At 60.8% G+C, this 26,318-nt stretch carries 18 protein-coding genes and 2 pseudogenes; 7 read left to right on the top strand and 13 right to left on the bottom strand.

The window, feature by feature from the left end; genetic code table 11:
- Positions 1–13: 13 nt before the first annotated feature.
- Positions 14–777 (bottom strand): IS5 family transposase gene (locus EK416_RS07275; RefSeq protein WP_127076851.1). Its coding sequence is split into 2 segments (ribosomal slippage): positions 14–444 and positions 444–777, totalling 765 coding nucleotides; the frame shifts between segments, so codons are not numbered across the junction.
- A 132-nt stretch (positions 778–909) separates the two neighbouring features.
- Complete coding sequence (locus EK416_RS07280; protein WP_164729907.1) at positions 910–3,114, bottom strand: PriCT-2 domain-containing protein; 2,205 nt, start codon at positions 3,112–3,114, stop codon at positions 910–912.
- 502 nt (positions 3,115–3,616) lie between these two features.
- Here EK416_RS07280 and EK416_RS07285 point away from each other — a divergent pair.
- Complete coding sequence (locus tag EK416_RS07285) at positions 3,617–4,348, top strand: hypothetical protein (RefSeq protein ID WP_127076853.1); 732 nt, start codon at positions 3,617–3,619, stop codon at positions 4,346–4,348.
- Between the two features lie 283 nt (positions 4,349–4,631).
- Here the strand turns inward: EK416_RS07285 and EK416_RS07290 are convergent, their stop codons facing one another.
- Entirely contained in the window at positions 4,632–5,129 is a 498-nt protein-coding gene (locus tag EK416_RS07290) for a MarR family winged helix-turn-helix transcriptional regulator (RefSeq protein ID WP_013418885.1), read from the bottom strand.
- Between the two features lie 271 nt (positions 5,130–5,400).
- Positions 5,401–5,742, bottom strand: a complete 342-nt coding sequence (locus EK416_RS07295) for a hypothetical protein (protein WP_127076854.1) — start codon at positions 5,740–5,742, stop codon at positions 5,401–5,403.
- Positions 5,743–6,463: 721 nt separating this feature from the next.
- Between EK416_RS07295 and rplU the strand changes: the two genes are divergently transcribed.
- The 3 genes from rplU (at position 6,464) to panC (ending at position 8,290) form a co-directional block, all read left to right on the top strand.
- Positions 6,464–6,922, top strand: coding sequence for a 50S ribosomal protein L21 (gene rplU / locus EK416_RS07300; protein WP_127076855.1), 459 nt, complete (start codon positions 6,464–6,466; stop codon positions 6,920–6,922).
- 30 nt (positions 6,923–6,952) lie between these two features.
- Positions 6,953–7,213 carry a 50S ribosomal protein L27 gene (rpmA, locus tag EK416_RS07305; protein ID WP_127076856.1) on the top strand — a complete coding sequence of 87 codons (261 nt, stop codon included), beginning with the start codon at positions 6,953–6,955 and terminating at the stop codon, positions 7,211–7,213.
- A 219-nt stretch (positions 7,214–7,432) separates the two neighbouring features.
- Positions 7,433–8,290, top strand: coding sequence for a pantoate--beta-alanine ligase (panC, locus tag EK416_RS07310; RefSeq protein ID WP_127076857.1), 858 nt, complete (start codon positions 7,433–7,435; stop codon positions 8,288–8,290).
- Positions 8,291–8,490: 200 nt separating this feature from the next.
- Here panC and EK416_RS07315 read toward each other — a convergent pair whose 3' ends face one another.
- The 4 genes and pseudogenes from EK416_RS07315 to EK416_RS07330 form a co-directional block, all read right to left on the bottom strand.
- On the bottom strand, positions 8,491–8,838 hold the full coding sequence (locus tag EK416_RS07315; protein ID WP_127076858.1) for a YdhR family protein: 348 nt from the start codon (positions 8,836–8,838) through the stop codon (positions 8,491–8,493).
- A gap of 18 nt (positions 8,839–8,856) precedes the next feature.
- Positions 8,857–9,573: an SDR family NAD(P)-dependent oxidoreductase gene (locus EK416_RS07320; protein ID WP_342634626.1), complete on the bottom strand. Its 717-nt coding sequence runs from the start codon at positions 9,571–9,573 to the stop codon at positions 8,857–8,859.
- Positions 9,574–9,717: 144 nt separating this feature from the next.
- A pseudogene (locus EK416_RS07325) lies at positions 9,718–10,372 on the bottom strand (DUF938 domain-containing protein).
- 61 nt (positions 10,373–10,433) lie between these two features.
- The gene (locus tag EK416_RS07330) at positions 10,434–11,480 is read right to left on the bottom strand and encodes an alpha/beta fold hydrolase (protein ID WP_281023870.1); all 1,047 of its coding nucleotides are present in this window, start codon (positions 11,478–11,480) and stop codon (positions 10,434–10,436) included.
- A 659-nt stretch (positions 11,481–12,139) separates the two neighbouring features.
- Between EK416_RS07330 and EK416_RS07335 the strand changes: the two genes are divergently transcribed.
- Positions 12,140–15,844 (top strand): beta strand repeat-containing protein, encoded by a 3,705-nt coding sequence (locus EK416_RS07335; RefSeq protein WP_127076861.1) that lies wholly within the window; start codon positions 12,140–12,142, stop codon positions 15,842–15,844.
- 289 nt (positions 15,845–16,133) lie between these two features.
- Entirely contained in the window at positions 16,134–16,766 is a 633-nt protein-coding gene (locus EK416_RS07340) for a hypothetical protein (protein ID WP_127076862.1), read from the top strand.
- A 294-nt stretch (positions 16,767–17,060) separates the two neighbouring features.
- On the opposite strand, the gene EK416_RS07345 is transcribed toward EK416_RS07340, so the two are convergent.
- On the bottom strand, positions 17,061–19,058 hold the full coding sequence (locus tag EK416_RS07345; RefSeq protein ID WP_245433980.1) for a glycosyltransferase: 1,998 nt from the start codon (positions 19,056–19,058) through the stop codon (positions 17,061–17,063).
- A 247-nt stretch (positions 19,059–19,305) separates the two neighbouring features.
- Between EK416_RS07345 and EK416_RS07350 the strand changes: the two genes are divergently transcribed.
- Positions 19,306–20,028, top strand: coding sequence for a hypothetical protein (locus EK416_RS07350; protein ID WP_245433981.1), 723 nt, complete (start codon positions 19,306–19,308; stop codon positions 20,026–20,028).
- A 46-nt stretch (positions 20,029–20,074) separates the two neighbouring features.
- On the opposite strand, the gene EK416_RS07355 is transcribed toward EK416_RS07350, so the two are convergent.
- From EK416_RS07355 to EK416_RS07370, 4 genes and pseudogenes are all read right to left on the bottom strand, one after another.
- A complete protein-coding gene (locus EK416_RS07355; RefSeq protein ID WP_127076865.1) occupies positions 20,075–21,868 on the bottom strand; it encodes a tetratricopeptide repeat protein in 1,794 nt (597 codons plus the stop codon).
- 5 nt (positions 21,869–21,873) lie between these two features.
- Entirely contained in the window at positions 21,874–23,280 is a 1,407-nt protein-coding gene (locus tag EK416_RS07360; protein ID WP_127076866.1) for an HlyD family type I secretion periplasmic adaptor subunit, read from the bottom strand.
- Positions 23,243–25,537: a peptidase domain-containing ABC transporter gene (locus tag EK416_RS07365; RefSeq protein WP_181952129.1), complete on the bottom strand. Its 2,295-nt coding sequence runs from the start codon at positions 25,535–25,537 to the stop codon at positions 23,243–23,245. Before EK416_RS07365 ends, EK416_RS07360 begins: the two co-directional genes overlap by 38 nt.
- Positions 25,538–25,628: 91 nt before the next feature.
- Positions 25,629–26,318 (bottom strand): annotated as a pseudogene (locus tag EK416_RS07370) (hypothetical protein); the annotation flags it as partial.

A 26,318-nucleotide genomic window follows, 5' to 3' on the forward strand; every position in this document is an offset into this window, starting at 1 on the left:
CTAGGCTCAGGACTCATTGTTGAGGTAACCAGAAGATGACGGTTGCGGCGATGAGTATGGCGGAAAAGAAGGTGTGGGCGCATCGGTCGTATCGTGTCGCGATGCGGCGCCAGTCTTTCAGTTTTGCAAACAGATTTTCGATCCTGTGCCGCTCCCGGTAGAGCGCCCTGTCGTAAGGGTAGGGTCGCTTGCGGCTTCTGGACGACGGGATGCAAGGCGAGATGCCCTTGTCTTCAAGGACTTGCCGGAACCATGCGCTGTCATAGCCCTTGTCGGCGATCAGCGCGCGGGCATCCGGCAGGGCGTCGAGCACCAGCGCCGCGCCCTTGTGGTCGCTCAACTGCCCCTCGGTGAGAAGCAGGACGAGCGGCCGGCCTTTTTCGTCGCAGACCGCGTGCAGCTTCGAGTTCATGCCGCCCTTCGTTCGTCCGATAAAGCGGGGTAAAGCCCCCTTTTGAGCAGGCTCGCCGCCGTGCGGTGTGCCTTGAGGTGGGTCGCGTCGATCATGATGCGCTCTGGCCTGGGTCCCTCTCCGGCAAGGCTCGCGAAGATGCGGTCGAACACACCGAGCCTGCTCCAGCGGATGAAGCGGTTGTAAAGGGTCTTGTGCGGCCCATACGCCTTCGGCGCGTCTTTCCACTGAAGGCCGTGCTTGATGACGTAAACGATGCCGCTCACCACACGGCGGTCGTCGACGCGCGGCACCCCATGCGGCAGCGGAAAAAACGGCGATATCCGCGCCATCTGGCGCTCGCTCAGCAAAAACAGTGCGCTCATCGAATCAAAACCTCTTCCTCCCGGGAAAGGCTTTGAATCACATCTTAATGGAAATTAATAGGTCCTGAGCCTAGCGGAAATTAGCTGAAACTAGCTGAAGGATAACAAAAACCCCGCCGAAGCGGGGTTGTTTTATTTCACGAGCGCGTACCACGGCTTTTTCGTACCTCGTTTCGCGGTGCGATCCGTCACCCGGATTCGACGGTCGCGGAGCAAAAGGGCGAACACCTCGTCGCGTTCCCTCGTCGACAACTTCCCGAATTTCTTTCTCCGATTATCTGCTATTTTATATTCAGGAGCGCCTTCGTCCCCGCACGTCTCAAGATATTCACAGACCGCATCGCAAGCTTTTTCTATGTCGGTCTTCCCGATGTTGCCCTCGAACAGTTTCGCCATCCGGGCCTGATAGAAGAACACGTAGTCGCGCGCCCATTCGAGATGCCTCGGCTTGATTACGTCGCAGCCATCGCTCACCGCCACGATAAGCGCCATCCTCATCGCGATCTCACGCGTTCGACCGTAGAGTTCGGCCATGCCGCATGCGTCGAGCCGATCCATCTCCCGGCTCACAGCCTGCTCCATCTCGGCAAGGATCGGCCTGCACGCCTTCGAGAAGGGGACGAGGATCGGCTCAGGCGCAAACGACGGCTCGACCGTCGCCCGCATGCCTTCGAGGTCATCATCGTCGCCTCCGATCTCCCATGCCTTCTGCCGTGCCCATCTGACGACGCGCTTCTGCGGTCTGGCTCCTTGCCGGGGTCGACTCGACTGTCGTCCGAGCGGGCTTTCGACGATCAGGAAGCGGTTGAGGAAGCCGTCGAGGATGTCTTTCTGGCCGAGGGCATCGTAGAAGCTCTGAGGTGTGGTCATGCCGAGGAGCGTCAGGGCGGGTCGCACTACCTTCGCATTGTTCTGAGCGTCAGCTTGCTCTTTCGTCATGCCGCGCGTGCTGTAGCCGTTCGTCTGCCACATCCCGTCGAGACGGCCAAACACCTCCATCAGCGCGCTTTGCGCCTCGGACTTGTTGGCGTTTCCCGCCCCGCCGCGCGCCGACGACAGGTATCGACCGAACTCGTCGGTGATGCAGATGTGTCTCGGCTTGGTCAGGAGCGTCGAGAAGACACCTGCCTCTGACGCGTCGTTCTTCGGGCCGATGAGGGCGTCGAGACCGGCCTCTGTCAGAAACTCTTCGATGACTCGCTTGGCGTGCTCCTTGCCTCCCGCCGTAGGAGCCAGATTGAGGAAGTAGAGGCTCGTGAAGTTGCTCTCGTCCGATGACCAATGTCGGCCGAGCACCACTGATCCGAAGGCGAGCGCCGCCTGTACGGCGAACTGCGGCTGCGGCTTGATCGCCGTGGCGTTGTAATAGTCGACGACCTCTTGCAGCACGCCGGGGATGCTCAGGACGTGATCGGGAACGCCCTCGCGCTTGAGTATGGTGTAGGGGTCTGCGTCTTGGTCTCTCGGCAGCGCAGGAGGGCCGTCGAGATCGTCGAACATCGACATCAGCACCTTCGCGCTCGGCGGCGCTGGCGGGCCGTCCTCGTCCTCATCGTCAAGCTCTGCGATGGTCTCGTAGAGGGCGCGGTCGTTCGCCTCGGCAACGATGGAGCGCATGGTGACGAGTTCCTCACGGTCGAACTTGAAGCCCCGCCATTGGGCGAGGTTCTTGGCGCGGTTGTAGCCGTATCCGCGCCGCGACCATTCGTCGAACAGCTCCCATGCATCCTTGATGAGGGCCTTGTCGTCGGCAAATTCGTGTTTGAGCGCCATTCCGACGCGAACCCAGCTCTCCCGGTCATCGGCCCAATCCGGTATCGCGTCGAGATAGTCGCGGGCCTCGTCGATAGTGAGGTTCAGCGGCTCGGAATTTTCATAGAAGCTGGTACTTTCGTCGCCGCCGACCAGCTCGTCGATGAGGTCGGCCGAGATTTGCGGTATTCCGCGCTTCAGATCAGGCTGAAGCACCCACCTGTAAGCCTTGCCGGTGTCGGGATGGAAGCTCGGCGGCAAGACGACCTGTTTTCCGGTGCCGAATAGCTCGATTTCCCATTCCCAATGCTCTTTGCCGTCGTCGCCGGTGAATTTGTGTTTGCTGTGGGCGAGTTTCTTGGATCGGAAGGCGTCCCCGGTCAGAAAGTAGAAATGGCGCGAAGCCCCGCCCGATCCCGACTGCACGCGCGGCAGTTCCTTCAAATCCCCGTCCGAAATCAGCTCGTCGAGGCTATCCAAAGCCTCGGATTTGGCCTCGGGAACCCGGATATCGAGGTCGATGGCGTGAAGATACAGCCCCTCAACCTTCGACGGCTTCCCGAGCCGGATTCCGATTCTGACCATCCCGATAGAGCTTCCGCAACTGGTCGAACGTGTAGACCGGAGCCTCGGACCAACCGTCATTCGCAGGTATCTTCGACTTAGGCCGTAGTAGATGGACGGCGAAACCGGCCTCGACGAGAGGTTTTACCTCCTCGATCATGCATCATACCCCGATTCTTGTTGACGATAGCGAGCCTGCGCCCGCTCAACCGAAGTTGATGTACGGGGTAAGCTTCTTGACGGTCAGCGTAGAGCCGGGAGTCAAAGGTAGAATCCGAGCCTCGATTCGGCCGTCTCGTTTCCCTCTAGCGAGCCATTTGGCCACTGGTCTCTACACGTCGTTTCGACGAACGTGTCACGTTAAACGGGTTACGTCAAGTTTTATAGGGGAGGATACGTGCTCGCGGCGATCCTGGACGCTGCTCTATAATAATCCTGCTCGATGAATGCATGTGACACGTTATAATTGACATATTGAGGCATCTCTTCTATGCGGCATCCGATGTGACAACGGAGATGACTGATGCAGGAAGGCCCAACTGAGAGGGACGATCCTCCCCACAAAGCCTTCGCCAAGCGTTTCGAAGACGTCTGCGAGAACCATCCGGCAGTTCCGGATTTTTCAAGAGGGCGCTACCGCTGGATTCGCGATGAACTCGAGGCTCGGTTCGGCATAATTGTCGGGCGAGAGACCGTTCGGAAGTGGCATACCGGGGAAACCATCCCGAGAAACGACAAGATGAAGGCGCTCGCCGAGCTTCTGTCGGTAGATTACGGGTGGCTTGCCTTCGGCATAAGACCCGAACTCGACGTCGAGAAGCGGCCCGCCCGCGTCCTCGCAGAAAGCGCCGCTGCCAATCTCATCGCAGGCTTCATCCAACTCGCCGGCGGCCATTGCGCTTTCCCCGAAGCGGATGCCCCAAACAGCTTCGTTGACGTCTACGCCATCCTCGGCAATCGACAGCGCGCGCTTGCCATATCCCTCGCGAAGCCCCAAGAGAACGGAAAGCTTCGCTTCAGCGTGACGAATGAATATGCGAAGTGTACCGTGATCGGCGTTGTTCAGACAGGCATCGGTTCAATCGACATGTACGTGATACCGCCGCAGCTCATCGAGCGTCACGGCGTCCTCAGAGGTCCATCAACCGATATTGAGGCCGAGGACAAAAAGGCGAAGGGCATTCTCGTTGGCGGTCTTATCCTGTCGAAGATCGTCGATTTCAAAAGCGATTTCGCCCGATCACTCTCAAGTTGAGGTACATTTGAAGGTACGATATGTTTTTGCAAATAAAAAAACTCTTTTAAAACATGATGTTAATGGGCTTTTCCCGTTGCGCCGAGGTCAACGGGAAAAGCCCCAAACCGCATGTCTGGCGCGGGACGCTGACCCTCGGAAATAACGCGGCGGCGTGAGACTCGCAACGAGGGGTTGAGATTCGGGATCTCTGACATGTGCCTTTCCCGCAACCACAAAAGCCCCCGTAAGGCACGGGGCTTCCGTGCCGGGAGCGGTGTGACGAGCGCGGACGATGGATCGCTCAGAGCTGGTAGCGGATCTGGTCGCCCCAGAAGCGTTCGAGCTTCACCGAAATCTGATTGAAGTGCTTGAGATCCGGCACCGAGACGCCCCCAACCTTCTCCAGCATATTCAATTGCCGTTCGAGCAGCCGGTTTACCATCTCGGAAATGGCCTTGCCCTTGTCGGTCAGCTTCACGCGCACGGAGCGCTTGTCTGTGCGGGAACGCTGGTGGTGGATGTAGCCGCTTTCCACGAGCTTCTTCAGATTATAGGATACGTTCGAGCCGAGATACAGGCCGCGAGTCTTCAGTTCGCCAGCGGTGAGTTCGACGTCGCCGATGTTGAAGAGCAGGAGGGCCTGCACGCTGTTGACGTCGGTGCGGCCGACGCGCTCGAACTCGTCCTTGATCAGGTCGAGAAGAAGACGGTGCAGCCGCTCGATCATGCGCAGCGTCACCAGATAATTGGATTTCAACGACTGGTCGTCCGGCTGGACGCGTACGAAATCGGCGATCATTGGCCAACCATCCTGAGTTGCATAAGGGCCTGCGGACAACCTAGAGGCGATCCGTAAAAATCACCTTAATTGTAGCAACTTTTACGAGAAATATTGCAAGGCAATGCAATCGGAGGGGTGCGCAACCGGTTTACTTCGAGGGTTGAATTTTAACGATGTGCCCCTTTGTCGAGGGTGCCGTCGAGAAATGCCAGTTTACGACGACGATCCGGCGTGACGGGGAAGGTGCGCTGTGCGCCTTTCCTTCGCGGATCGTTGTCGCGAGCTTCGCCTAATGCGGCGCTGGAGCGGCGGCGCGGGCCTTGCTTTTCTTTGTCGTCTCGCCTTTGACGGAGGCTGCCTTTTTCGCCTTGGGCTTTTCGTCCGTCGCGGCGGCGGCCTTTGGCGCCTTCGACGCGGCTTTCTTTGCCGAAGCGGCCTCAACTTTCGCCTCGGCCTCATTCTTCTGGGCCGCCGCCTCTTCGGCTTCTTTCGCCAGCCTCAACGCACGGAGCTTTGCCATTTTCTCAGCGCGCAGCCGAGCGGCGGCCTCGATGTCATGCCGGACAGCCTGATCGCGCTTCTGAAGGGCTGCAAAGCGATCGGCGGCTTTCGTTTTCGTGGATGAGGCCATCAGAAATGTCCTTGTTCCTTGCTTGCTCATGCAAAACCGTACCGGTCGGCGCGATCGCGGAATTTGACCGCTTGCGGCATGCGGCGTGGCTAGGACACGCATAGGGACACACGCCTCGCGCCGAGAATTCGCGGCAAGCCGGATTTTCGGGCTGCCACGTTTAACGACCTTCGTCATTTGGTGTCTCGACGCCTCATTCGCAAGCGGCGAGGGTATGTAAATTCGCAGATGACCACGCGCGCACGCCTGCCGCGAACGATCCCGCGAAGAAACAAAAGAACCTGAGGTTGTCGGCTTCCACATTTCATGCGCGGTTAACCGACATCAACTGATGACAAAATACATCGAAGACTACGCCCTGCTTGGGAACTGCAGGGGCGCGCAGGCATTTGCGTGGAAACGTTTCATAGCGCGAGGCGGGTTGACTCCAGCGCTGTACTCGCAGCCGACCTTGCGCCGCGCGGATACTGTCGACCGCCATTGTTGGCGGGACTGAAGCTTTCGAGCCGAGCGACGAGAAACGGACGCCCCAAAAAGAGGGTGCCACGCCTTGACCTGCAAGTTGACTTTCCGTTCAAAAGGCCGGATATAAGCCGCTTAGCGTTTGATACGTGACATCCGCGCGACCTAAGGCCCCCTCTCATTCGAGAAACCAAGTCCGCCGACCTTGACATTCAGGTGACGCGGCGCCGATCGGTGCGCTTACAACGATAGGGAAACCATGGTCTACGCCGTTATTCGCACGGGCGGAAAGCAATACAAGGTTGCGCCGCAGGACGTGCTTCAGATCGAGAAAATTGAAGGGGCCGCAGGCGATTCGGTGAACTTCGCTGAAGTTCTGGCGCTTGGCGGCGAAGGCGAGCCGAAGTTCGGCGCGCCGCTCGTCGATGGCGCGGCGGTCGCCGCCGAGATCGTCGAGCAGGGCAAGGGCCCCAAGGTCATCATCTTCAAGAAGCGCCGTCGCCAGAACTCGCGCCGCCGCAACGGCCACCGTCAGTTTCTGACGACCGTGCGCATCATCGACATCCTGACGGACGGCAAGGCACCCGTTAAGGCCGCCGAAGCCACGCCCACGGAAGAAGCTCCGAAAAAGGCCGCGAAGGCGAAAGCCGCTCCGGCGGAAGGCGGCGAGGAGGCTCCGAAGAAGCCCCGCGCCAAGAAAGCGGACAAGGCCGAGTGATCGCGGCGCAAGATATAGAGGCACAGGACAATGGCACATAAAAAAGCAGGCGGTTCGTCCCGTAACGGCCGCGACTCCGAAGGCCGCCGCCTCGGCGTCAAAAAGTTCGGCGGCGAGAAGGTCATCTCCGGCAACATCATCCTTCGCCAGCGCGGCACGCAGTGGCATCCGGGTGAGGGCGTCGGCCTTGGCAAGGACCACACGATTTTCGCGATCCGCGAGGGTGTCGTCGAGTTCAAGGCCAAGAGCAACGGCCGGACCTTCGTCTCCGTCGTCGACGCGGGCGAATAAGAAAGCTCTGGCGCGGAACACGGCAAAGCCGATAGTTTCGCGCCAAAGGGCTTCATTCAAATAACGCGGTCGGCGGCTCGTGCCGCCTGTCGCACCCTGACCCGGCTACGCCGAGCGCGAGAACCCTGCGCCGAGGCGTCCGCCCGAGGAAAGAAACCTTGCGCCGCCGCGGCGCTTTCCGCTCCGGCGAGCAAGCCGCATTTGTGAGGGGCGGACGAGATGAGCAATCGGTTACCGTTGATCCGGACTGCCGGCGAGTTGCGAAAGACCGTTGCGGGCTGGCGCAAGCGGGGCGAGAAGGTTGCGCTCGTGCCCACCATGGGGGCCCTGCACGAGGGACACCTGTCGCTTATCAGGCTCGCCAAGAAGCTCGCGGATCGCGTGGTGGTTTCCGTCTTCGTCAATCCGACGCAATTCGCGCCTCACGAAGACTACAATTCCTATCCGCGCACCGAAGAGCAGGACTGGCACAAGCTCGCAGCCGGCGGTGCGGACGCGATGTATGCGCCGAACGTGCATGAAATATATCCCCCGGATTTCGCGACACGCGTCGAGGTGGCAGGTGTCACGCAGACGCTCGAAGGCATCTCGCGGCCGCATTTCTTCTCGGGCGTGACGACGATCGTCGCGAAGCTCTTCCTCCAATGCCTGCCCGACGTGGCCGTTTTCGGCGAGAAGGACTACCAGCAGCTTCTCGTCATCAAGCGCATGGTGAAGGATCTGAATTTTCCCATCGTCATCGTGCCTGGCCCGATCCTGCGCGAGCCGGACGGTCTCGCCATGTCGTCGCGCAATGTCTATCTCGATGCGCGCGAGCGCGGGCTGGCTCCGCAGCTTCACGCCGTCCTCGCGGACATGGCATCCGATCTCGTCGCCGAGCGTGAGGTGGAAGAGACGCTGGCGCAGGGGCAGGCGCGGCTCGAAGGTGCCGGTTTCCGTGTCGACTATCTCGAAATTCGCGATGCCGAGACGCTGCTTCCGCTGGAAGGCGTGGTGCGTCAGCCTGCGCGCGTGCTCGCCGCCATCTATCTCGGCCGAGTTCGCCTCATCGACAATGTCGCCGTCATTCCCGAATGATGCGGCCGATCCGATGCGGCTTCATGCAAGACTTCGTTCATCTGTCGTGAAAGATCGAAGCTGGCGCTGCGGGCAAGCTTGCGCGTCGGAAATGCAGCACTCCGGGGGCGCCCGCCCCGATTGAGGGCGTCAGAAAAAGCGGCGGCAAATCACACGCAAGCTCGCGATTTGCCGCTGCGGAGGCATTACCGACGGCCCGACTATTTCTTCTTGTCGCTCTTGCCTTCTTTCTTGTCGGCGTAATAGGGCGAGGCGATATCGCGGCTCGCATCGGCCACGACGTCGCCATCGAACAGCTTCACCGAAAGGCTTCCGCCGAGTTGCTTCGCTGCCGCCGCGAGGTAGCCCTCGGCGTAAGCCTTCGCGTTTTCCACGCTGTCGAATTCGTAGAAGCCACCGATACTGTGGGTGTTGATGCCGGAGAGCCATGTCTTGCTCTTCAGCCCCTTTTCCTTCTTCATCGCAACGTTGATGGCGGGCCAGTCGATATCCTTGAACGGAATCGCAACCTGAATCTCGGCGTACAGGTACACTTTCTTGATGCTCACAGGGGGTTCTCCTTTGGGTTAAAACGGTTCCTTGAACGGGCGCAGGTCGAGTTCATGCGTCCAGGTGCTGTCGTGCTGGCGATGCAGCGTCCAATAGGCATCCGCGATTGCGTCGGGCTCCAGGAGGCCGTCGTCGCCCTTGGATTCGACGTAGGCGGCGAATTTTCCGCGCGCATAATCGCCGTCGATCACACCGTCGACGATCACGTGGGCGACATGAACGCCTTTCGGGCCGAACTCACGCGCGAGCCCTTGCGCGACCGCACGCAAGGCGGCTTTCGCCGAGGCGAATGCGACGAATGGCGGCCGAGCCCGAAGCGATGCCGTTGCGCCCGTGAAGATCAGGGTTCCCTTGCCGCGCGACGCCAGTCGCCGCACGGCCTCGCTCCCGAAAAGGAAGCCTCCGAAGGCGTTCTGCTTCCACAAGGATTCGAACGTTTCGGGGGATGTTTCGAGCAGCGGTAGCGCGATGTTGTTTCCGACATTGTAGACCGCGAGTTCGAGCGACTTCTTCTTGTCCGCAAGGTCAAAAAGGCGTCGCACGTCGGCTTCGCGCGTAACATCGGTCACCACGGGCGTGGCGAGACCGCCAGCATCGCTTATGGCGCCAGCGATGGCCTCAAGCCGCTCGAGAGTTCGTCCGGCGATGAAAACGTGAAGACCTTCCGAAGCGAACCGTCTCGCCAGCGCGGCACCGAGCCCTTTCGGCGCGCCGACACCCGCGACAACGGCCACGCCTTGCTTCGATCTTTTCTTTGAAACCTGTTTCGCCATTATATGCCTTCCCCGGGCGCGGCTGCGAGCCTGCGCCCGGGATTTGGGGTCGATTGCAGCGGCTGCCATCCAAGGCAACCGGCTCGGTTTCGGGGGCGATACCCGCTATTCCCGGCCGAAAACGAGGATGAAATTATTGGCGGGGAGATCGAGCCGCTGCTTCAGAACGATCCTGTGCTTGCTTGCCGCCTTTTCGAGATCGCGCACATCCTTGAGGCCCCATTCCGGCACTTTCGCCGCAAGGATTTCCTTGTCGAACTCTTCGTTCGAGGCTGTCGTGTAAGCCCCGTCGATCTTGAACGGTCCGTAGATCGCCACGAAACCGCCCGGTTTGAGGGTGCGCGCGGCGAGCGCGGCGATCCCGTCGGCGATGGAGACGGGCGCAACCTGAAAAATGTTGATGACGAAGATGACATCATAAAGCGGCTCCCGCGCCTCGGGCCACGTCGCCGGGTCGGTGAGATCGATCTTCACCGGATCGAGGACATTCGTGTTACCGCCTTCGTCCCGATTCCGGCGGATCGTCGGGAAGACATCCGTATCGTAATCGGACGGCTGGAACCGAAGCCCCGGAAAAATTCGGCGCGAAGAAATTGATGTGCTGACCGCTCCCGGTAGCAAGCTCCAGCACATCGCCGGAACCCGGAAAAAGGGTCTTGAAAGCATCGAGGATCGGGCCGCGATTGCGTCTCCCCGCCCAGGCCACGTAGGGGCTTAACGGATACGGGTCGATCGGAGGCCTGTCTTCGGAAAGTGTCATGAAACGTCCTTTCTCTGGAAGGAGGGGAGGGGGCTTTTGATTCCGCGCGAGCCGATACGCATCAGGCGGCTGCCAGAAGCTCCTTGAGATAGCCGTCGACGGTCTCGCGATAGGCGCCCTCGGTTCCGAAAAGCGCGAGGTGGCCCCAGTCGGAGGCGACGAGCTTCAGTTCGCTGTCCGAAATCAGGGCCTGCTCGGCGGCGACGTCCTTCAGCGGGAAGAAGGCGTCGTTTTTGATGGCGATGACGAAAGTCTTCGCTGTGATCCGGGCAAACGCTTCCTTCAGGCTGCCGCCAGCGTTACGGCCGACATCGTGATCGCGCCATTTCCGGGCGAGCAGGATGAGGTTGTTGGGATCTTGCGGCAGGAAGTGCGCTTCGACGAAGCCGCGCAGGAAGTCCTCTGCGGATGAAAAGCTTAACTCAAGCCATCGCTCATGCGTGTAAAGCGCGGGCGAGAAACCTGAAGCGGCGAACAGGTGCGCATGGCGGCGGAGGCCGCGCTGCGCGGCGGCACCGTCCGCGTACCACCCGCCATCGAAGGCCGGATCGCTGGCGATGGCTTCGATGAATGTGTCCACGAGAAGCTTGGTGTATGGCGTGCCGCGGCCCAGTCCGGCCAGGGGAGCGGCGCGTTTCACAGCGTCAGGGAAGCGGATGGCCCATTCATAGGTCTGCTGCGCGCCCATCGAACCGCCGAGCACGAGGGCGAGCTTTTCGATGCCGAACGTTTCGGTGACGAGCTTGTGCTGCGCACGCACATCGTCGCCGATGGTGACGCTCGGGAAAGCGGCGGCGTTGAAGGGGATCGGCGTATTGCTGGGCGAACTCGAAAGGCCGTTGCCGATCTGGTTCACGAGGATGATGAAATAGCGCGCCGGATCGAGTGCGCGTCCTTCACCGATATAGGACTGCTCCAGAACCTTGTTCGTGCCCGAATACCAGGTCGGAAAAAGGATCGCGTTGTCCTTCCTCGCGGACAGCGTTCCAAAGGTTGCGTAGGCCAGTTTGAGATTTCTGAGCTTCCCGCCGTTTTCGAGTTCGAAATCGCCGATATCGGCGATCTGGAACGGCCCGTGAATATCTTGCGAGTAATAGCTTTCCGCCACCTGCTTTTGCCCCGGGATAAGCAGCCCGCACCGCATTCCCGGAGGGAAGCCGCGGCCGCATGTCTAGTATGCCGATTAATATTATGAACAAAATGCCGCGCATCACAAGGTCGCGGAGGCGAAAGCAATGCGGTTACTCTGGCGATCTCCGGAGCACGATTGCGGTCGCGTATATGCCATCGAACGGAGCAAGCCTTCCGCCAAAATGCCGCTTTTGCAGAAACTCAAGCTCCCGCGAGAGCCGAATCTTGCAGCGATCACAAAAAATTTTCTCAAAGGGGAGCGTTCGAGGTTGGCGCGTGATCGGCCGCGCCCCCCAGGCACTGCTGCCTCACATCTCGAAGCGTCGGAAACGGCGGGGCGGGTCTCTTGTCGTCGCCGGAGAGCAGCCCATGGAAGCGGCAGTCAAAGGCCGATTTTCTACCTATTAGCTATATAGGTTGTGTAATAATACCCGTCAATCATAATATAAGTTGTATATACAACCTAGAGGCGTGACTATTTGCCAACATTAGGGCAAAACTTCTACTTTAAAGTGCATAATAAATTGCTGGGCATAGAAGACTCTGATCTTTTTTTCTCGGGATCGCATAGGCCGCATTCGCCTGAAGCATGACTGGCAATGCCCGGCACCCGGCGAAATCTTTTGGAGAAAGTCGATGTTAAACCAGAAAGTGCAGATACTCAGCACTCTCCGTTATGCGCTCGCGGCCGGGGTCAGCGCCGCTGCACTGACGGCCATGGCAAGCGCACCTGCTTTGGCAGCGGACTGCTCGGGCGCCACGAATACTCTCACCGGCACCAACGCCGGAAAGACCAACGGCACAGGCTTAGCCAGCAGCTTGAACTGCACAGGCAATACCGTGGATGGCGCGGAAGGTCTGCGCAACAATGGTAATGGTGGTCTTTCGGGAACCGCCGTTCTCACCAACAATACGGTGGTCGGCAATTCCGCGAGCGGAAACGGCAGCGGTTTGACGTCCGGCAATGCGACGCTCACGAATAACAACGTGCAGGGCACAGGCGCGCTCAGCCTGAACGGAACGTCGGCGACCGGTGGTGTTGCCAACATCTCCAACAACAACGTTCAGGGAAACAACTCGCTTTCGAGTAATGGCCTTCTCGGCGGCAACGCGACGATCAGCAACAATACGGTTCTCGGTAACAATTCCGGCAGCCTGAACGGGGCGGGCCAAACCGTCACCGTTTCCGGAAACAGGATCGTCGGCGATAATTCGGGCAGCGGCAACCTCGGCTCCGTCACAGGCAATACAATCATTGGCGATGGCTCTGGAAGCCTGCTTAACGGAAACGGCTTCTCGAATAACACGATTATCGGCAATACGTCTGCTATAGGTAACGGCGCGAATTACTCGAACAACCTTATCGTCGGAAACCTTTCCGGTTCCGGCAACGGCCAAAACTTTCAGAACAACAAGATCATCGGCAACGGTTCCGGCAATCTCTCGGGCGCGAACGTCCAGAATAACACCGTGATCGGCGACGGTTCCGGCAATGGCTATGCGGCTGGTGCCACCTATAACACGGTGCTGGGCGCAGGCAGCGGCAATCTCGTGAACGGCAGCGGCAACGCGGCCGTTGGCAACGCTTCCGGTAACTCCGTCACGGGCTCGCTGAACAACGTTTTCGGTAACGCGAGCGGCAACTTCGTAACCGGCTCCGGAAACCTCGCATCCGGCAATATCTCCGGAAACAGGGTGAACGGCAGCGGCAACGCCGCCGTTGGCAACGGTTCCGGAAACGACGTGACGGGCTCGCTGAACAACGTTTTCGGTAACGCGAGCGGCAATAATGTAACCGGTTCAAGCAACCTCGCATCCGGCAATGGCTCAGGAAACGGGGTGAACGGCAGCGGCAACGCCGCCGTTGGCAACGCTTCCGGCAACGCTGTAACCGGCTCGCTGAACAACGTTTTTGGTAATGCTAGCGGCAATAATGTAACCGGTTCGAGCAACCTCGCATCCGGTAATGGCTCTGGAAACAGGGTAAACGGCGACAGTAACAAGGTTGTCGGCAACGGCTCCGGCAACGATGTCACCGGCTCGTCCAATACCGCACTCGGCGACCTTAGCGGCAATTTCGTCACGGGCGACCGCAATCTCGCGACAGGTTTCATCACCGGCAACGGGGTAACAGGCAGCGACAACAGCGCGTCGGGCACAGGCTCGGGCAACGTCGTCACCGGAAGCCGTAATGCTGCCTCGGGCTTCATCACCGGCAACATCGTGAACGGCTCGGACAACAGCGCATCCGGCACGGGCTCTGGCAATCTCGTTCGCGGCAACCGGAACGCTGCATCGGGCTTCATCACCGGCAACTTGGTCGAGGGCTCGGACAACAGCGCCTCGGGCACAGGCTCTGGCAACCTCGTTCGCGGCGACAGGAACAAGGCGTCGGGCTTCATCACTGGCAACCTCGTGAACGGCAGCGACAACAGCGCGTCCGGCACAGGCTCGGGCAATCTCGTTCGCGGCGACCGCAACAAGGCGTCGGGCTTCATCACCGGCAATCTGGTCGACGGCTCGGACAACAGCGCATCGGGCACGGGATCCGGTAATCTCGTTCGCGGCAACCGGAATGCGGCTTCGGGCTTCATCACGGGTAACCTGGTCGACGGCTCGGACAACAGCGCCTCGGGCACAGGATCCGGTAATCTCGTTCGCGGCGACCGGAACAAGGCGTCGGGCTTCATCACGGGCAATCTGGTCGATGGCTCGGACAACAGCGCTTCGGGGACGGGCTCGGGCAATCTCGTTCGCGGCGACCGGAACGCAGCGTCGGGCTTCATCACCGGCAACCTCGTGAACGGCAGCGACAACAGCGCGTCCGGCACGGGCTCGGGCAATGTGGTCACCGGAAGCCGCAATGCTGCCTCGGGCTTCATCACCGGCAATCTGGTCGACGGCTCGGACAACAGCGCATCGGGCACGGGCTCGGGCAATCTCGTTCGCGGCGACCGGAACGCTGCATCGGGCTTCATCACCGGCAACCTGGTCGAGGGCTCGGACAACACCGCCTCGGGCACAGGCTCCGGCAACCTCGTTCGCGGCAACCGGAACGCTGCATCGGGCTTCATCACCGGCAACCTGGTCGAGGGCTCGGACAACAGCGCCTCGGGCACAGGCTCGGGCAATCTCGTTCGCGGCGACCGGAACAAGGCGTCGGGCTTCATCACGGGCAATCTGGTCGACGGCTCCGACAACAGCGCCTCGGGCACGGGCTCGGGCAACCTCGTTCGCGGCGACCGGAACAAGGCTTCGGGCTTCATCACCGGCAATCTGGTCGACGGCTCGGACAACAGCGCCTCGGGCACCGGCTCGGGCAATCTCGTTCGCGGCGACCGGAACGCAGCGTCGGGCGTCGCGACCGGCAATCTGGTCGACGGCTCTGACAACAGCGCTTCGGGCACGGGCTCTGGAAACCTCGTAGCGGGCGTCGGCAACCAGACATCCGGGCTCCTGACGGGCAACGCGGTGCTCGGTATCGGCAACCAGTCCAGCGGCATCGCCTCGGGCAACCTGGTGGCGGGCATCGGCAACCAATCGAGCGGCATCGCCTCGGGCAACGCAGTGCTTGGAAACGGTAACGTCGCCGTGGGCAACCTCTCCGGTAATCTGGTTCACGGAAGCCGAAATCAGGCCAGCGGCACGCTCGCGGGCAACCTCGTGAGCGGGAACGACAACATCGCCATCGGCACGCTCGCGGGCAACGGTGTCGACGCCGACAGAACGACATCGATCGGCTTCGCCGCCACGGCAAGCGCAAACGACGCGATCGCGATCGGCACCGGCGCGCAGGCATCCGGCAATCGTTCGGGGGCTTTCGGCGCGGGAGCCAACGCGGGGTACAACAACTCCTACGCAATCGGGGACGTTTCCACCACGCGCGCCAACCAGATCTCTGTCGGCAACACCGGCAACCAGTATACCTTCGCAGGTATCACCAGCCTTCAGAGCAAAGCCTATCAGTCTGGGCCGCTCGAAGTCGTGACGTCCGACCACAGCGGCAACCTTGCCTCTGACGGCGGTTTCATCTTCAACCGGCTGAATTATTTCGGCTCAAAGACGGAAGACCTCGCTGCCGGTATCGCGGTCGCGACTTCGCTCGCTACGCCCGATCGTACCGGGGATCAGACCTGGGCGCTCGCCGCGAACTGGGGTAACTATGACGGGTACAACGCGTTCTCCGTCTCCGGCATCGCGGCCATCGCTGGCGGCGTCTTCGAAGCAAACGACATGGTCTCGCTTGGCGGCGCGATCGGGTTCAGCACCGACCGGGAGCAGGTTGCCGGACGTGTCTCGCTCCAGATCGCGGGTGGAGGCGCACTTCCCGCGCTGAAGTAGCCCGCAGGATCGCATAGAAGCGCGGCGCCGCTTCAATCAACTGAAGAACCGCCCGGCTCAGGCGGTTCTTTTTTGCGTTGATCTACACACAAGCTCGGCACCATAGGGTTATGCGGCTGATAGGCATCCGCTTTTGATCGAATCGAAGCGCGCTCTATTTGTTTGTCGGGCATCTTGCCGGGAAAGCGGCTTCGCACTTTTCCGGATGCGCTCAAGGCGCTGAACATACCCTATGCTTCCGTCCGTTCGCACTGGTCCAGGATCGCTTATGATGTACCCGAAGGTGTCGATGGCCTTTCATGCAGGAGCCAGCTTTGGCGTTGTGTTGCTCGTCGCCCAGTTGCTTGGAGGACCTGCGCAGGCTCAGCGGAACGCTCAGGAGCAATCCCCGCCCGGAAATTGGAGCGCCTTCAGCAAGCCCGCCGCCGCGCAGCCGAACAAGACGGGCCCCGCAAACAAAGAGCAAAGGAAAGATGCACCGCCGGTTACGGTCAATCCCGCCATTCCAAACGACTACAAACTCGTGATGCTGATCAAGACGACGATCATCGCGGTCAATCAGGCGAACATGACGGGTAATTATACGGTGCTACGCGATCTCGGCACGCCTGATTTCCAGCGAGGCAACAATCCGACGCGGCTGGCGGACGCTTTTGCGTCTCTTCGCCAGCGCAATCTCGACCTCGCCCCGATCCTCTTTCTCACTCCCAAACTCGCGGGACCGCCATCCCTTCAGGAAAACGGCTCCCTCCGGCTCACCGGCCTCATCCCCTCGGCCCCGGAGCAGGTCCATTTCGACTTCGCCTTTTTGCAGGTCGATGGCCAGTGGATGCTCGACGGCATTTCCCTCGCAATGGTTCAGCCCAGGACGCCGAGCCAAAGCCCTGCCGCACAAGCTGCCCAGCCGGCAAAGAAGCGATGACTGTAAGGGCAGAGATCAGCCGAAATACTGTTTGCGGAAGCGCGAACGCGGGAAAAAAATCGATAACGATGGCTGCACGACGAAACGCTCCGCACAGAAGAGCGTCGGAGTCGGGCTAAGCCGCTCACAGATTCTGCCTGCGTTAAGTCGGTGTCGTTTTGACCAAAAAAGCGGATCGGCAACCAACTCACGGCGTTGTGTCGTCTGATTTACCCCACGGCGCGTAGGTTAACGCAAGGCTTCAGCACGAGATTTGCGTTTGATGGCGAGGGTCATCCGGGCGCCGGCCCTGAATCAGGCGCACAGCTCGGCTGATCGAACCGCCGTCGCCGCCTCCCGACCTCGTCTAAACATGGGATCGCTTTCAAGCAGGTCTCTCGCCAGCGCCGCGCCCCTCGCGATGTAACGATCGTGACCGTTTCCAAACGCGATATATCCGTACACCTGACGGTTATCGAAATATTGCGGGATGCCTTGCTTGCGCGCGCTTTCGGAAAAGATCACGTATTCATGACGATCGGTTCCGTCCTGATAGGCCAGATTTCTCAGAACATCGGCGCGGATCAGATATGTGCAGTGGATAACCGGCACTTCGATCACGCCGCGTATCCAGCGATTCAAAATCCAGGAATACTGATCGCAATCTTCGAAATATCCATTGGCGTCGACCTCCGCATGGAAGTTCGAATAGGGATCGTCCACGCTCAGAGAGCGCAGGAACGGCGCAACAATCGGAACGTCGAGCGCCACCAGCTCGCGCAGCGTGCAAGGCCGCACGAAATTATCCACGTCAGCGACGAAGTAGAACGCGCATCGATGCGCCAGCGCGCGGCTCACGCTGACGTTTCGAATGTGCCCCAGCACGTCGAAACGCGTGGCGTTCCATTCGTGGACGCTGAATTGCTCGACCGGAGCCTCAACGTCCTCGGCATCAAATTCCACGCCGGCGTAGAGGTGGCCGGTCCGTTCCACCCACTCGCGCAGGATAAGTTCCGTCCCGTCGGTGTTGTTGTTTGTTCGGATGTAGAGAACAATCGAGGACTTGGGATAATCGAGCGACTCGATGCATTCGAGATAGAGCGGCAGAAACTCCTCTTTCTGCTTCGCGAGAATTGCAACGAGCACGCGGGGCTCGGCGTTCAATCGCGAATGTAGCGATCTTGGAGTGCCCACGCGGTGCTGATCTTCGAGGGTTTCTGTGCCAAGCGATCCAAGGTTTCGATCCTGGTGCAGGTTTTCGCTCGCGTAACGCGCATTCGAAGCCACGCGTTTCACATCTTCATCGGAGAGTTTTCCGGATGCGAGCAGCGTCAGGCTCGCGTCGAGGCAATCGCGCATGTGACCGGACCAGTACGCATTGACGGAAAACTCGTCCAGCAGGCCGGTTTCGTAAATCCAGGTTTCCACGAACAGGCCATCTGACGGAAGCGGTATCTGAAGCCCTCGCCTTGCGAGCTGGAAGCCTTCCTGATTCCGTCCCTTGACCCGGCAGAATTTGCTCGCCCCGTGAAGGGCTTCCGCCCGCGATGGCGCAGCATCCGCAGCGCGAAGGTATGCATCGATGACATCCTGTTCATCGTACCCGAGTTCCTCCTTCAACTGCGCGGCGGAATAAAGACTGATGAACACTTCCTCTTGCCAGAAACCAAGCTGCGCCCGGATCAGATATTGCCGCAAGGCACGTCCCAACTCTCCACAGTCGCGATAGCTCTGTGCGAGGTAGAAGCGGTAGCGGGCGATCAGGAACGGGTTGGTTTCGGTCCTCAAGGCATTCTCAAGCACCGTGGCATCGCGCCGGTAGGTGCCGGGATCTTTGCGGCGGGCGCCGTCATCGTTAACCCTCAATCGAATCCCGGGAAGCTGCTCGACCGAGGCGGCATCTTCGCACGCGAGATATTCGTGAAGAACGCCTTCCCAGCGCCAGGGCAGAGCGTTGCGGATGATCTGGGTCCGCCAATGCACGATGCTGCCATGGTGGATCTCGATCGCGTAGTGATCTGCCGACAGCTGGGGTATCGCAGTGTCCGCATCGAACTCGAGCATGTCGTCCGCGTCGATGATCAGCGTGTAATCGCCCTTTCCGCGCGCCAGCTCCAGGGCTTCGCTGCGGTTGTGCGCGAAATCTCGCCAGGGACGCTCGTGCAACTCGCCTGGCAGGTCGCGCAAATGTTCGCGGATGATATCCTGAGTGCCGTCGGTGGATCCGGTATCCACGATCACCCAGTAACCGATGATCGGCCTCACGCTATCGAGGCATCGGCGGATAACGGCCGCCTCGTTCTTGACGATCATGTTTAAACAAATTATCTGGTTTTCGGGCTTCATTTCAAACTCCGATTGAACGGAAGGGCGGCCATCCGCCAAAGTTGAGTGAGGTGCGCATGACCATCACTGGCCGACCATGAGGCGACGGCACTTTCTTTTTCTGCTCGGTGGCAGCCTGCTGCTCCCGTTGAAAAGCGCGCAGGCGTTGCCCATTTGCAACAGTGTGTCTTGTCTCGATGCACCGTTGGAACTTGGAGGTAAGTGGGGCGGGTCCATGCCGTCGGACGCGGCGGCGGTGATGGAGCGCATGCGCGCGGCCTGTCTGGCTGGCGTGGCCTTGGTCTCGGATCGTCAACCGGAAAGACTCCGGGTCGACAATCACGCCGGGACGCTGCCGTCGATATGGCTTCACAATCAGGCGCCCACGACGGGCTGGATCATCGTCAGTATCGGCACCCGCGACTGGTGCAAACTCGCCTATCAATTCGGGCATGAGCTTGGGCATGTCCTTTGCAACAGCTGGCAATCTGATGCAAAGCCCCGAAATCCGTGCCAGTGGGTCGAGGAAGCGCTGGTCGAGGCCTTCTCCCTTCGCGGCCTCCAGCTTCTTGCGGACGCCTGGGAGCATGTGCCTCCGTTCCGGAATGACGCTGCGTTCGCCGGCTCCATTCGGGACTACCGGGAAAAGATGGTTGTCGATTACCGTGCTGCCTTGAAGGAGCAAGACGATACGGCATCTTTGCGCACTTGGTTCAAGGAACATGAAGCTTCCCTTCATGTAGACGGAGGCGTTAAGGCCGCTAAAGGTGCGGTTTCTACCATGCTTGATCTTTTGCAAAGCGATGCCACCATGATCGCGGACCTCGGAGCATTGAATCGCTGGCCGGGACGAAGCGGAATTCCTCTGCAGGACTATCTCAATCTATGGGAGAAAAGCTGTGCGGAGCTGAAGGCTCCCGGCCGTTTGCCGGTGCGGTTGCGAAAGCTGCTCGCTTGACGATGGGCGGAACGCAGGGGCGCCTTCTGTCGGCGCCCGCCCGTTGTCATGCCATCAATTCTTCTTCCGCCACGGCGTCGGCTTTGCCGGTCCGCTCACTGTTGAGCGCGGCGAGTTCTTCAGCCGCGTTTGCCGCGCCGAGAGAAGAGGCGCGTTCGTACCAGCGGCGCGCGGTCTCTATATCTTTGGGGCCGCCAAGTCCCTGCGCTGCGTAGCGCGCGAGCATCAGGGCTGCTGCGGCGTGACCCTGTTCCGCCGCGCGGCCGAACCAGAGCCGGGCCTCGCCATGGTCGGTAGCGAGTTCGGTTTCCTCGCCATGCAAGATGCCGAGGGCGAACATTGCGCCGGAATGGCCCGCCCTGGCGGCCGACAGAAACCGCGCCTTCGCCGCTTCCGGATCGTAGGAGACGCCACGGCCCTGAAGATAAAACTCACCGAGCGCGAACTGTGCATCCGCCATACCGGCATCGGCCGCGCTTTCGAACCAGGCGGCCGCTTCGCCATCGTTTCTGTCCAATCCCCGGCCGTCGGCCAGCATGCGTCCATACCAATATTGCGCGCTCACCACCTCGTCTGCTGCTTTTCTCAACCAGAAGGCGGCGCGCGCATCGTTGCGCGGCACGCCGATGCCCTCGGCGAGGCAAACCGCATAGTTGAACGCGCCGATCAGGTCGCCTTGCTCGGCGGCGCGCTCGAACCATTCATGCACGGGAAAGCTCTCATTATCCGTGTTCGACACGGCGCCTGTCTGCAACAGCGTCGCAAGGTCAGCCTGAGCAACGGTATCACCTGCCTCGGCGGCACGCTTGAACCAGGCCGCGGCCTCGTCCGGGTCGCGCGCCACGCCTGCCCCCGTGAGGTAGAACATGCCAAGCGTCCTGGCAGCGGCTTGATGCCCCCGTTCGGCTGCCGTTCGGAACCAATGCACGGCCTCGATATAGTTAGGCGGGAGAGCGCCCCCGCGCGAATATAGCTCGCCGAGGTGCATCGCGGCCTCGCTATCGCCCGCGACCGCCGCGCGACGCAGCCAGCTCTCGCCGTTCAAGGCGTCAGCCGGTCCGCCGCGACCGTCGAGGAGCATCAGACCGAGCTTCAATTGCGCGGCCGTATGCTGGGCTTCGGCGGCGAGAGTGTAGAACCGCCGCGCCTCGGCCTCGTCCAACGCCGTGCCAAATCCGCCCTCCGCCGCGGCGCCCAGCAGGTAATGCGCGGTGGCAAGCCCCCCCTCCGACGCGCGGAGAAGCTCATTGCGTGCAATGAGCATGTTGTCTGCGATATCGCTGCGAAGCATCAGCGCGATGGCGTAGCCAAGCCGACCCTGCGGACAGTCCTGCGCGGCCGCCTTCCGATACCAATCAAAGGCGGCATCGGAATCGCGCAGACTTTCGGGCCCAGAGGATAGGATGAAAGCCAGCATGGCTTGAGCATCCGGGGCGCCTGCCTCGGCGGCCCTCTTTGCCCAGACCATGGCGGCATGGTAATCGGGCGTTTCCGACTCGCTGGCCTCGAACAGTCTTTCATCGGCCACGGCCGATTTAGTCACACCGAACAGATGAAGGGCGGCCAGCCGACACTGCGCTCCCACATGGCCGGCCTCGGCCGCCGCCTGATACCACCGCGCCGCGGAGACAGGATGCTGCAGCGCTCCCTTTCCCTCAAGATAGCGCTCGCCGACGATGAAAGCCGCTTCGGTGTCGCCCGCTTCAGCCGCAGCTACGAAAAGGGCAAGAGCGCGTTCCGGCGCGACGTTCGAGAGGCGCTCGGCCCGCGCCCGAGCCCGCTTCGGCGAGCGGGCGACGAGGCGGTCGAGCACCTTGTATACGATATTCAGTCCGATCATGCTGGTCAGGCTCCCGGCTCGCGCATGCTTTCGTGGGCAATCGGAAGAATCTTGGAGACAAAGTATGCCAGTATGGAGCGTGTGCCGACCTTGACGTCCGCAGTGAGCGGCATTCCAGGCATCAGGCGGAAGCCGGGCGGCGTGTCGTGCAGCATCATCTCGGTGAGGGAAATGTAGCCCTTGTAGTAAAGCGTGCGCGGTCTGTTCGGAAGCGTGGACCCCCCTTCCTGAGGCGTGGCTTCGGGGCTGAAGCTGTCCGCACTGATCAAACGCACGGTGCCGCGCGCGCTGCCGTATTGCAGGAAGGGCAGCGTGTCGAACTTGATCGTTACCTCATCACCCGGACGGACATAGCCGCTGTCGATGCCGGAGATGTCCGCCTCGACCGACAGGGGAGCGTCGAGCGGCACGAGCTGGATCAGCGGCTCCGCGCTCGTGACGACAGAGCCGACCGATATCTTCGCGACCGACAGCACCACGGCGTCGCGGGGGGCAGTCAGCACGACCAGCTGATTATGCAGGTTCGCCTTGGTGTAGTCTTGGCGGGCTTGCGCCAGCTTGCGGCGCGTATCGGCGAGTTCCTGCGAGACCTGGGCATCCCAGCGGTGAATGTAGGCTTCCCGCTCCGCTTCCTCGGCTGCGAGCTTCCGGCTGGCTTGCGCACTCTCCGATTCGCTTTGGGAAAGCGATACCGCCATGCTCAGACGTGCGTCCGTAGCGAGGATCGTGTTCAGCTTGCTGCCGACCTGGAGATTCTGAAGCTCCTGTCGCATGCCCTCGACGTTTGCTGCGAGCCCGAGGCGCTTGCGATAATGATCGGCTTGGGCGCTGCTCCCCTCCATCTGGGTACGAAACTGATTGATCTTCTGATCATGCGCTTCGAGCGAGGATTTATATTCCCTGGATTGCTGATTGAAGATCGAAGCCTGCAACGTCGCGTGCGGGTTTGCCGGGTCCGGGACATAGTCCCTGCCTGCGGTCTGTGCTTCGAGCCGTGCCGCCTTTGCCGTGAGTGAATCGAGTTGGTCCTTCATCGAGACGAGGTCGGCCGCGCTGATGGTCGGGTTGAGGCGAGCGAGCAACTGCCCCTTGCGAACGACATCCCCCTTTCGTACGTCGATGCTTTCGACAATGGAGTGATCGAAGGGCTGTACGACGATGTTCGGCGCGTCGGCGACGAGCTTGCCGCTCGCCGACACGATCTTGTCGATCTGGATCAGCCCGCTGGCGACGAGTGTCGAGACCACCAGCAGGAAGACGAAAAGATTGGTGCCGCGCGAAAGCCCTGGAATCGGGCTCGCGATGATCGCGGCCGAGGGGCTCTGGAATTCGAGAGCGGCGAGTGGAAGCGGGCTTTTTTCGGCCCGCTTGGCCTTAGCTGGCTTGGATGAACGACGGCGCAGGAGCGGCATGGGCTTTTCCTTGGGAATCGGAGTGGCGGTTCTGTTGAAGCCAGAGGTGGCGATAGATGGCGCAGCGCTCTACGAGTTCGCGATGCGGTCCAATATCGATGACCTTCCCTCGATCGAGGACGAGGGTCTTGTCGCAATCGACAAGCGACGAGAGACGGTGCGAGATGATCACCATCGTGCGGCCACGCGCCATGCGCTGAAGGTTGGCGTTGATGAGCGCCTCGCTTTCCGGATCGAGGGCGGACGTGGCCTCGTCGAGGATCAGCAGCTTCGGATCCGAGATCAGGGCTCTGGCGATGGCGAGCCGCTGCCGCTGGCCCCCGGAGAGGTTGGTGGACCCTTCCTGGATCCAGGTCTCATAACCCTGGGGCAGACGCTCGATAAACTCCTCGGCACCGGCAAGCCTCGCTGCGCGTACCGCGTCCTCGAAGCTCAGACCGGCGCGCCCCGCCAGGATGTTGTCCTTGACGGACCCCCGGAACAGGAAATTCTCCTGCAACACTGCCCCGAAGCTCTGGCGCAGATGGCGAAGGTTGATCTCCCGCAGTTCGATTCCGTCGATCTTGACGGCCCCCGAATATTCGGGGTTGATGCCCATGAGCAGGCGGGTGACGGTAGACTTGCCTGATCCCGACCGGCCAACCACGCCCAGCATCATGCCGGGTTCGATGGAAAAACTGACATTGTCGAGTGCAGGCGACTTGCTGCCCTCATATTTGAAGGTCACTTCCTCAAAGCTGATCGCGCCTTCCAGTTTCGGACGCAATCCGTGAGTGAGCGCGCGCTTCTCGGTCGGGCGGTTGAGCACCCAGCCCACCTGGAACAGCGCCTGACGCGCTTCCTGGACGTCCTGGAGAAGGCGCGCCAGGTTCACCAGCGGACCGGCCACGCGGCCGCCCAGCATCATGAAGCCGATCAGGCCGCCGAGAGACAGCGGGTTGTTCGAGGTCATCGCGAGATACGCCCCGAGCGCCAGCACGCCGGCCTGAGTGTATTTCTCGAAGGGCATCACGAGCACCATGGGCCAGTTGCTGAGCTTGCCCATTCGCATGTTGAGATCGCCGACCGTGGCAATCCGCTCATCCCATTCCGCGGCGCGCGTGGATTCGAGGCACAGCGACTTGACGGTGCGGATGCCGTATATGCTCTCGACAAGGGTGGATCCCTTGTCCGATTCCGCCTGAATGACCTTGCCCGTCAGATCCGCGAGCGGCCGGAGAAAAGCCCAGATGATCAGGGTGATGCAGCCCGCCGCCGCCAGCACAGTCCAGGCGAGCGTCGCTTCCATGTAGAACAGCACGGGCAGCAGCAGCAGAACCATGGCGACGTCGATGAACGTCGTTATCATGCGGCCGGTGAGAAACTCGCGCACGCGATAGAGCTGGCTCACCTTGTAGGAAATCTCGCCGGCCTGATTACGCTCGAAGAAGTCGATCGGCAGCGTCATCAGCCGGTTGAATATCACAAGATGAAGTCTCGTATCGAGCCGGGTCGCAAGAGTAATGAGCAGCATTCGCCGTGACCATGCGATCAACATCTCGAAGACGAGCGCGATCAGAAGGACGACAACGATGAGCGTGAGCGTGTTGGTGCTGTTGTAGGTGACAACCGTGTTCAGCGTCGTCATGATCATCAGCACGGGGAGCACGCTGAGGATGGTGATCGTGATCGAGCCGATCGCCACATCGCGCAGGATGGATTTCTCACCCCAGACCATCCGGGTGAGGAGGCCGAGATTGAACGCTTTCTCATCTTCGCTCTCGCCGCGGGATGCGCGCACGAGCAGCGTGGCGCCGTCCCAGACCTGCTTGAGCCGGAGTTCGTCGATTGGCGTGGGCAGCTTGGTTGAAGGTGCCAGCGGATCGCGGACCAGAAGCACGCCGTGCTCATGGTTGCGGCCGACAACGACGGCGGCTCCGCCGTCGGAGAGCAGGAGCAGGATTGGCGCGGGGTTGTCGATTTTCATCAACTGACCGAAACTGAGGCGCACCGCTCGCGTCCAAAGCCCGTATTGGCGGAGCCATTCCACCAGGGCGGGCGAGGAGGGGGCGGCGCCGTTGGCATCGGGCCGGACCGTTGAGGGGTCGGGATCGACGCCGTGATAGCGGGCGACGTGAGTGGCGGCGACTATCCGGGCATGCACAGCGGCGGTGCCCTGCCCGTCGGAAGCGGCCTTCGCGCCAGACTCGCCAGCCGGAGCGATGTGCAGCAGCTGGTTGGCCGTGGCCGGGATATTGGCAGGTGACACGAAATTCATCTCGATCACTCTTTGGGCTGTTCAAGGAAAAGGCGTCTGCCGGTCATGCAAGGGAGGAGACCGGCCATTGTGGCCGATCTCCAGTTTTGTATTAGTGCTTGGGCAACTGCAGATGATTCTGCGTCGGGTTATTCAGGCTGATCGAGCTGAATGAACCGGAATTGCCGTTGTCCTTGAAGATGCCGCCCGCCTTTATGTCGACGCTTTGCTTGAACGTATCAAGCAACGACGCAACACTCTTGGGCGTGACATCAGACGGCCGCAGAGACGCGCTTATCTGTTTAGCGATGCTCTGAAGCTGGCTCTCACCTTGGGCGACACCCTTGGTGTTGTCTCCGGTGCTTCCCTGAGACGTGGAAGAACCGGAAATGAAGGTCGGATGATCGCCCTTCGAGCCTTGGTTCAAGGACGAGGTCTCGTTTTTGCCGAGCCCCTGATCGCGGCCTTTCGCTCCGTGATCGCTGCCCTTCGAGTCCCCACGATCATGACCGTGGTGGTCGTGGTGATGATGCCCGCCGGACTTGCCGGTAGCACCCGTAGCACCCGTCGCTCCGGTCTTGCCGGTGGCGCCGGTCGCTCCGGTCTTGCCGGTAGCACCCGTGGCACCCGTCTTCCCGGTAGCACCCGTCTTGCCGGTAGCGCCGGTCTTGCCGGTGGCACCGGTAGCGCCGGTAGCGCCCGTCTTGCCGGTAGCGCCAGTCCTGCCCGTGGCACCCGTGGCACCCGTAGCACCCGTGGCACCCGTAGCACCCGTGGCACCCGTGGCACCCGTAGCACCCGT

The sequence above is a fragment of the Rhodomicrobium lacus genome (assembly GCF_003992725.1).
GTDB classification, from domain to species: Bacteria; Pseudomonadota; Alphaproteobacteria; order Rhizobiales; family Rhodomicrobiaceae; genus Rhodomicrobium; species Rhodomicrobium lacus.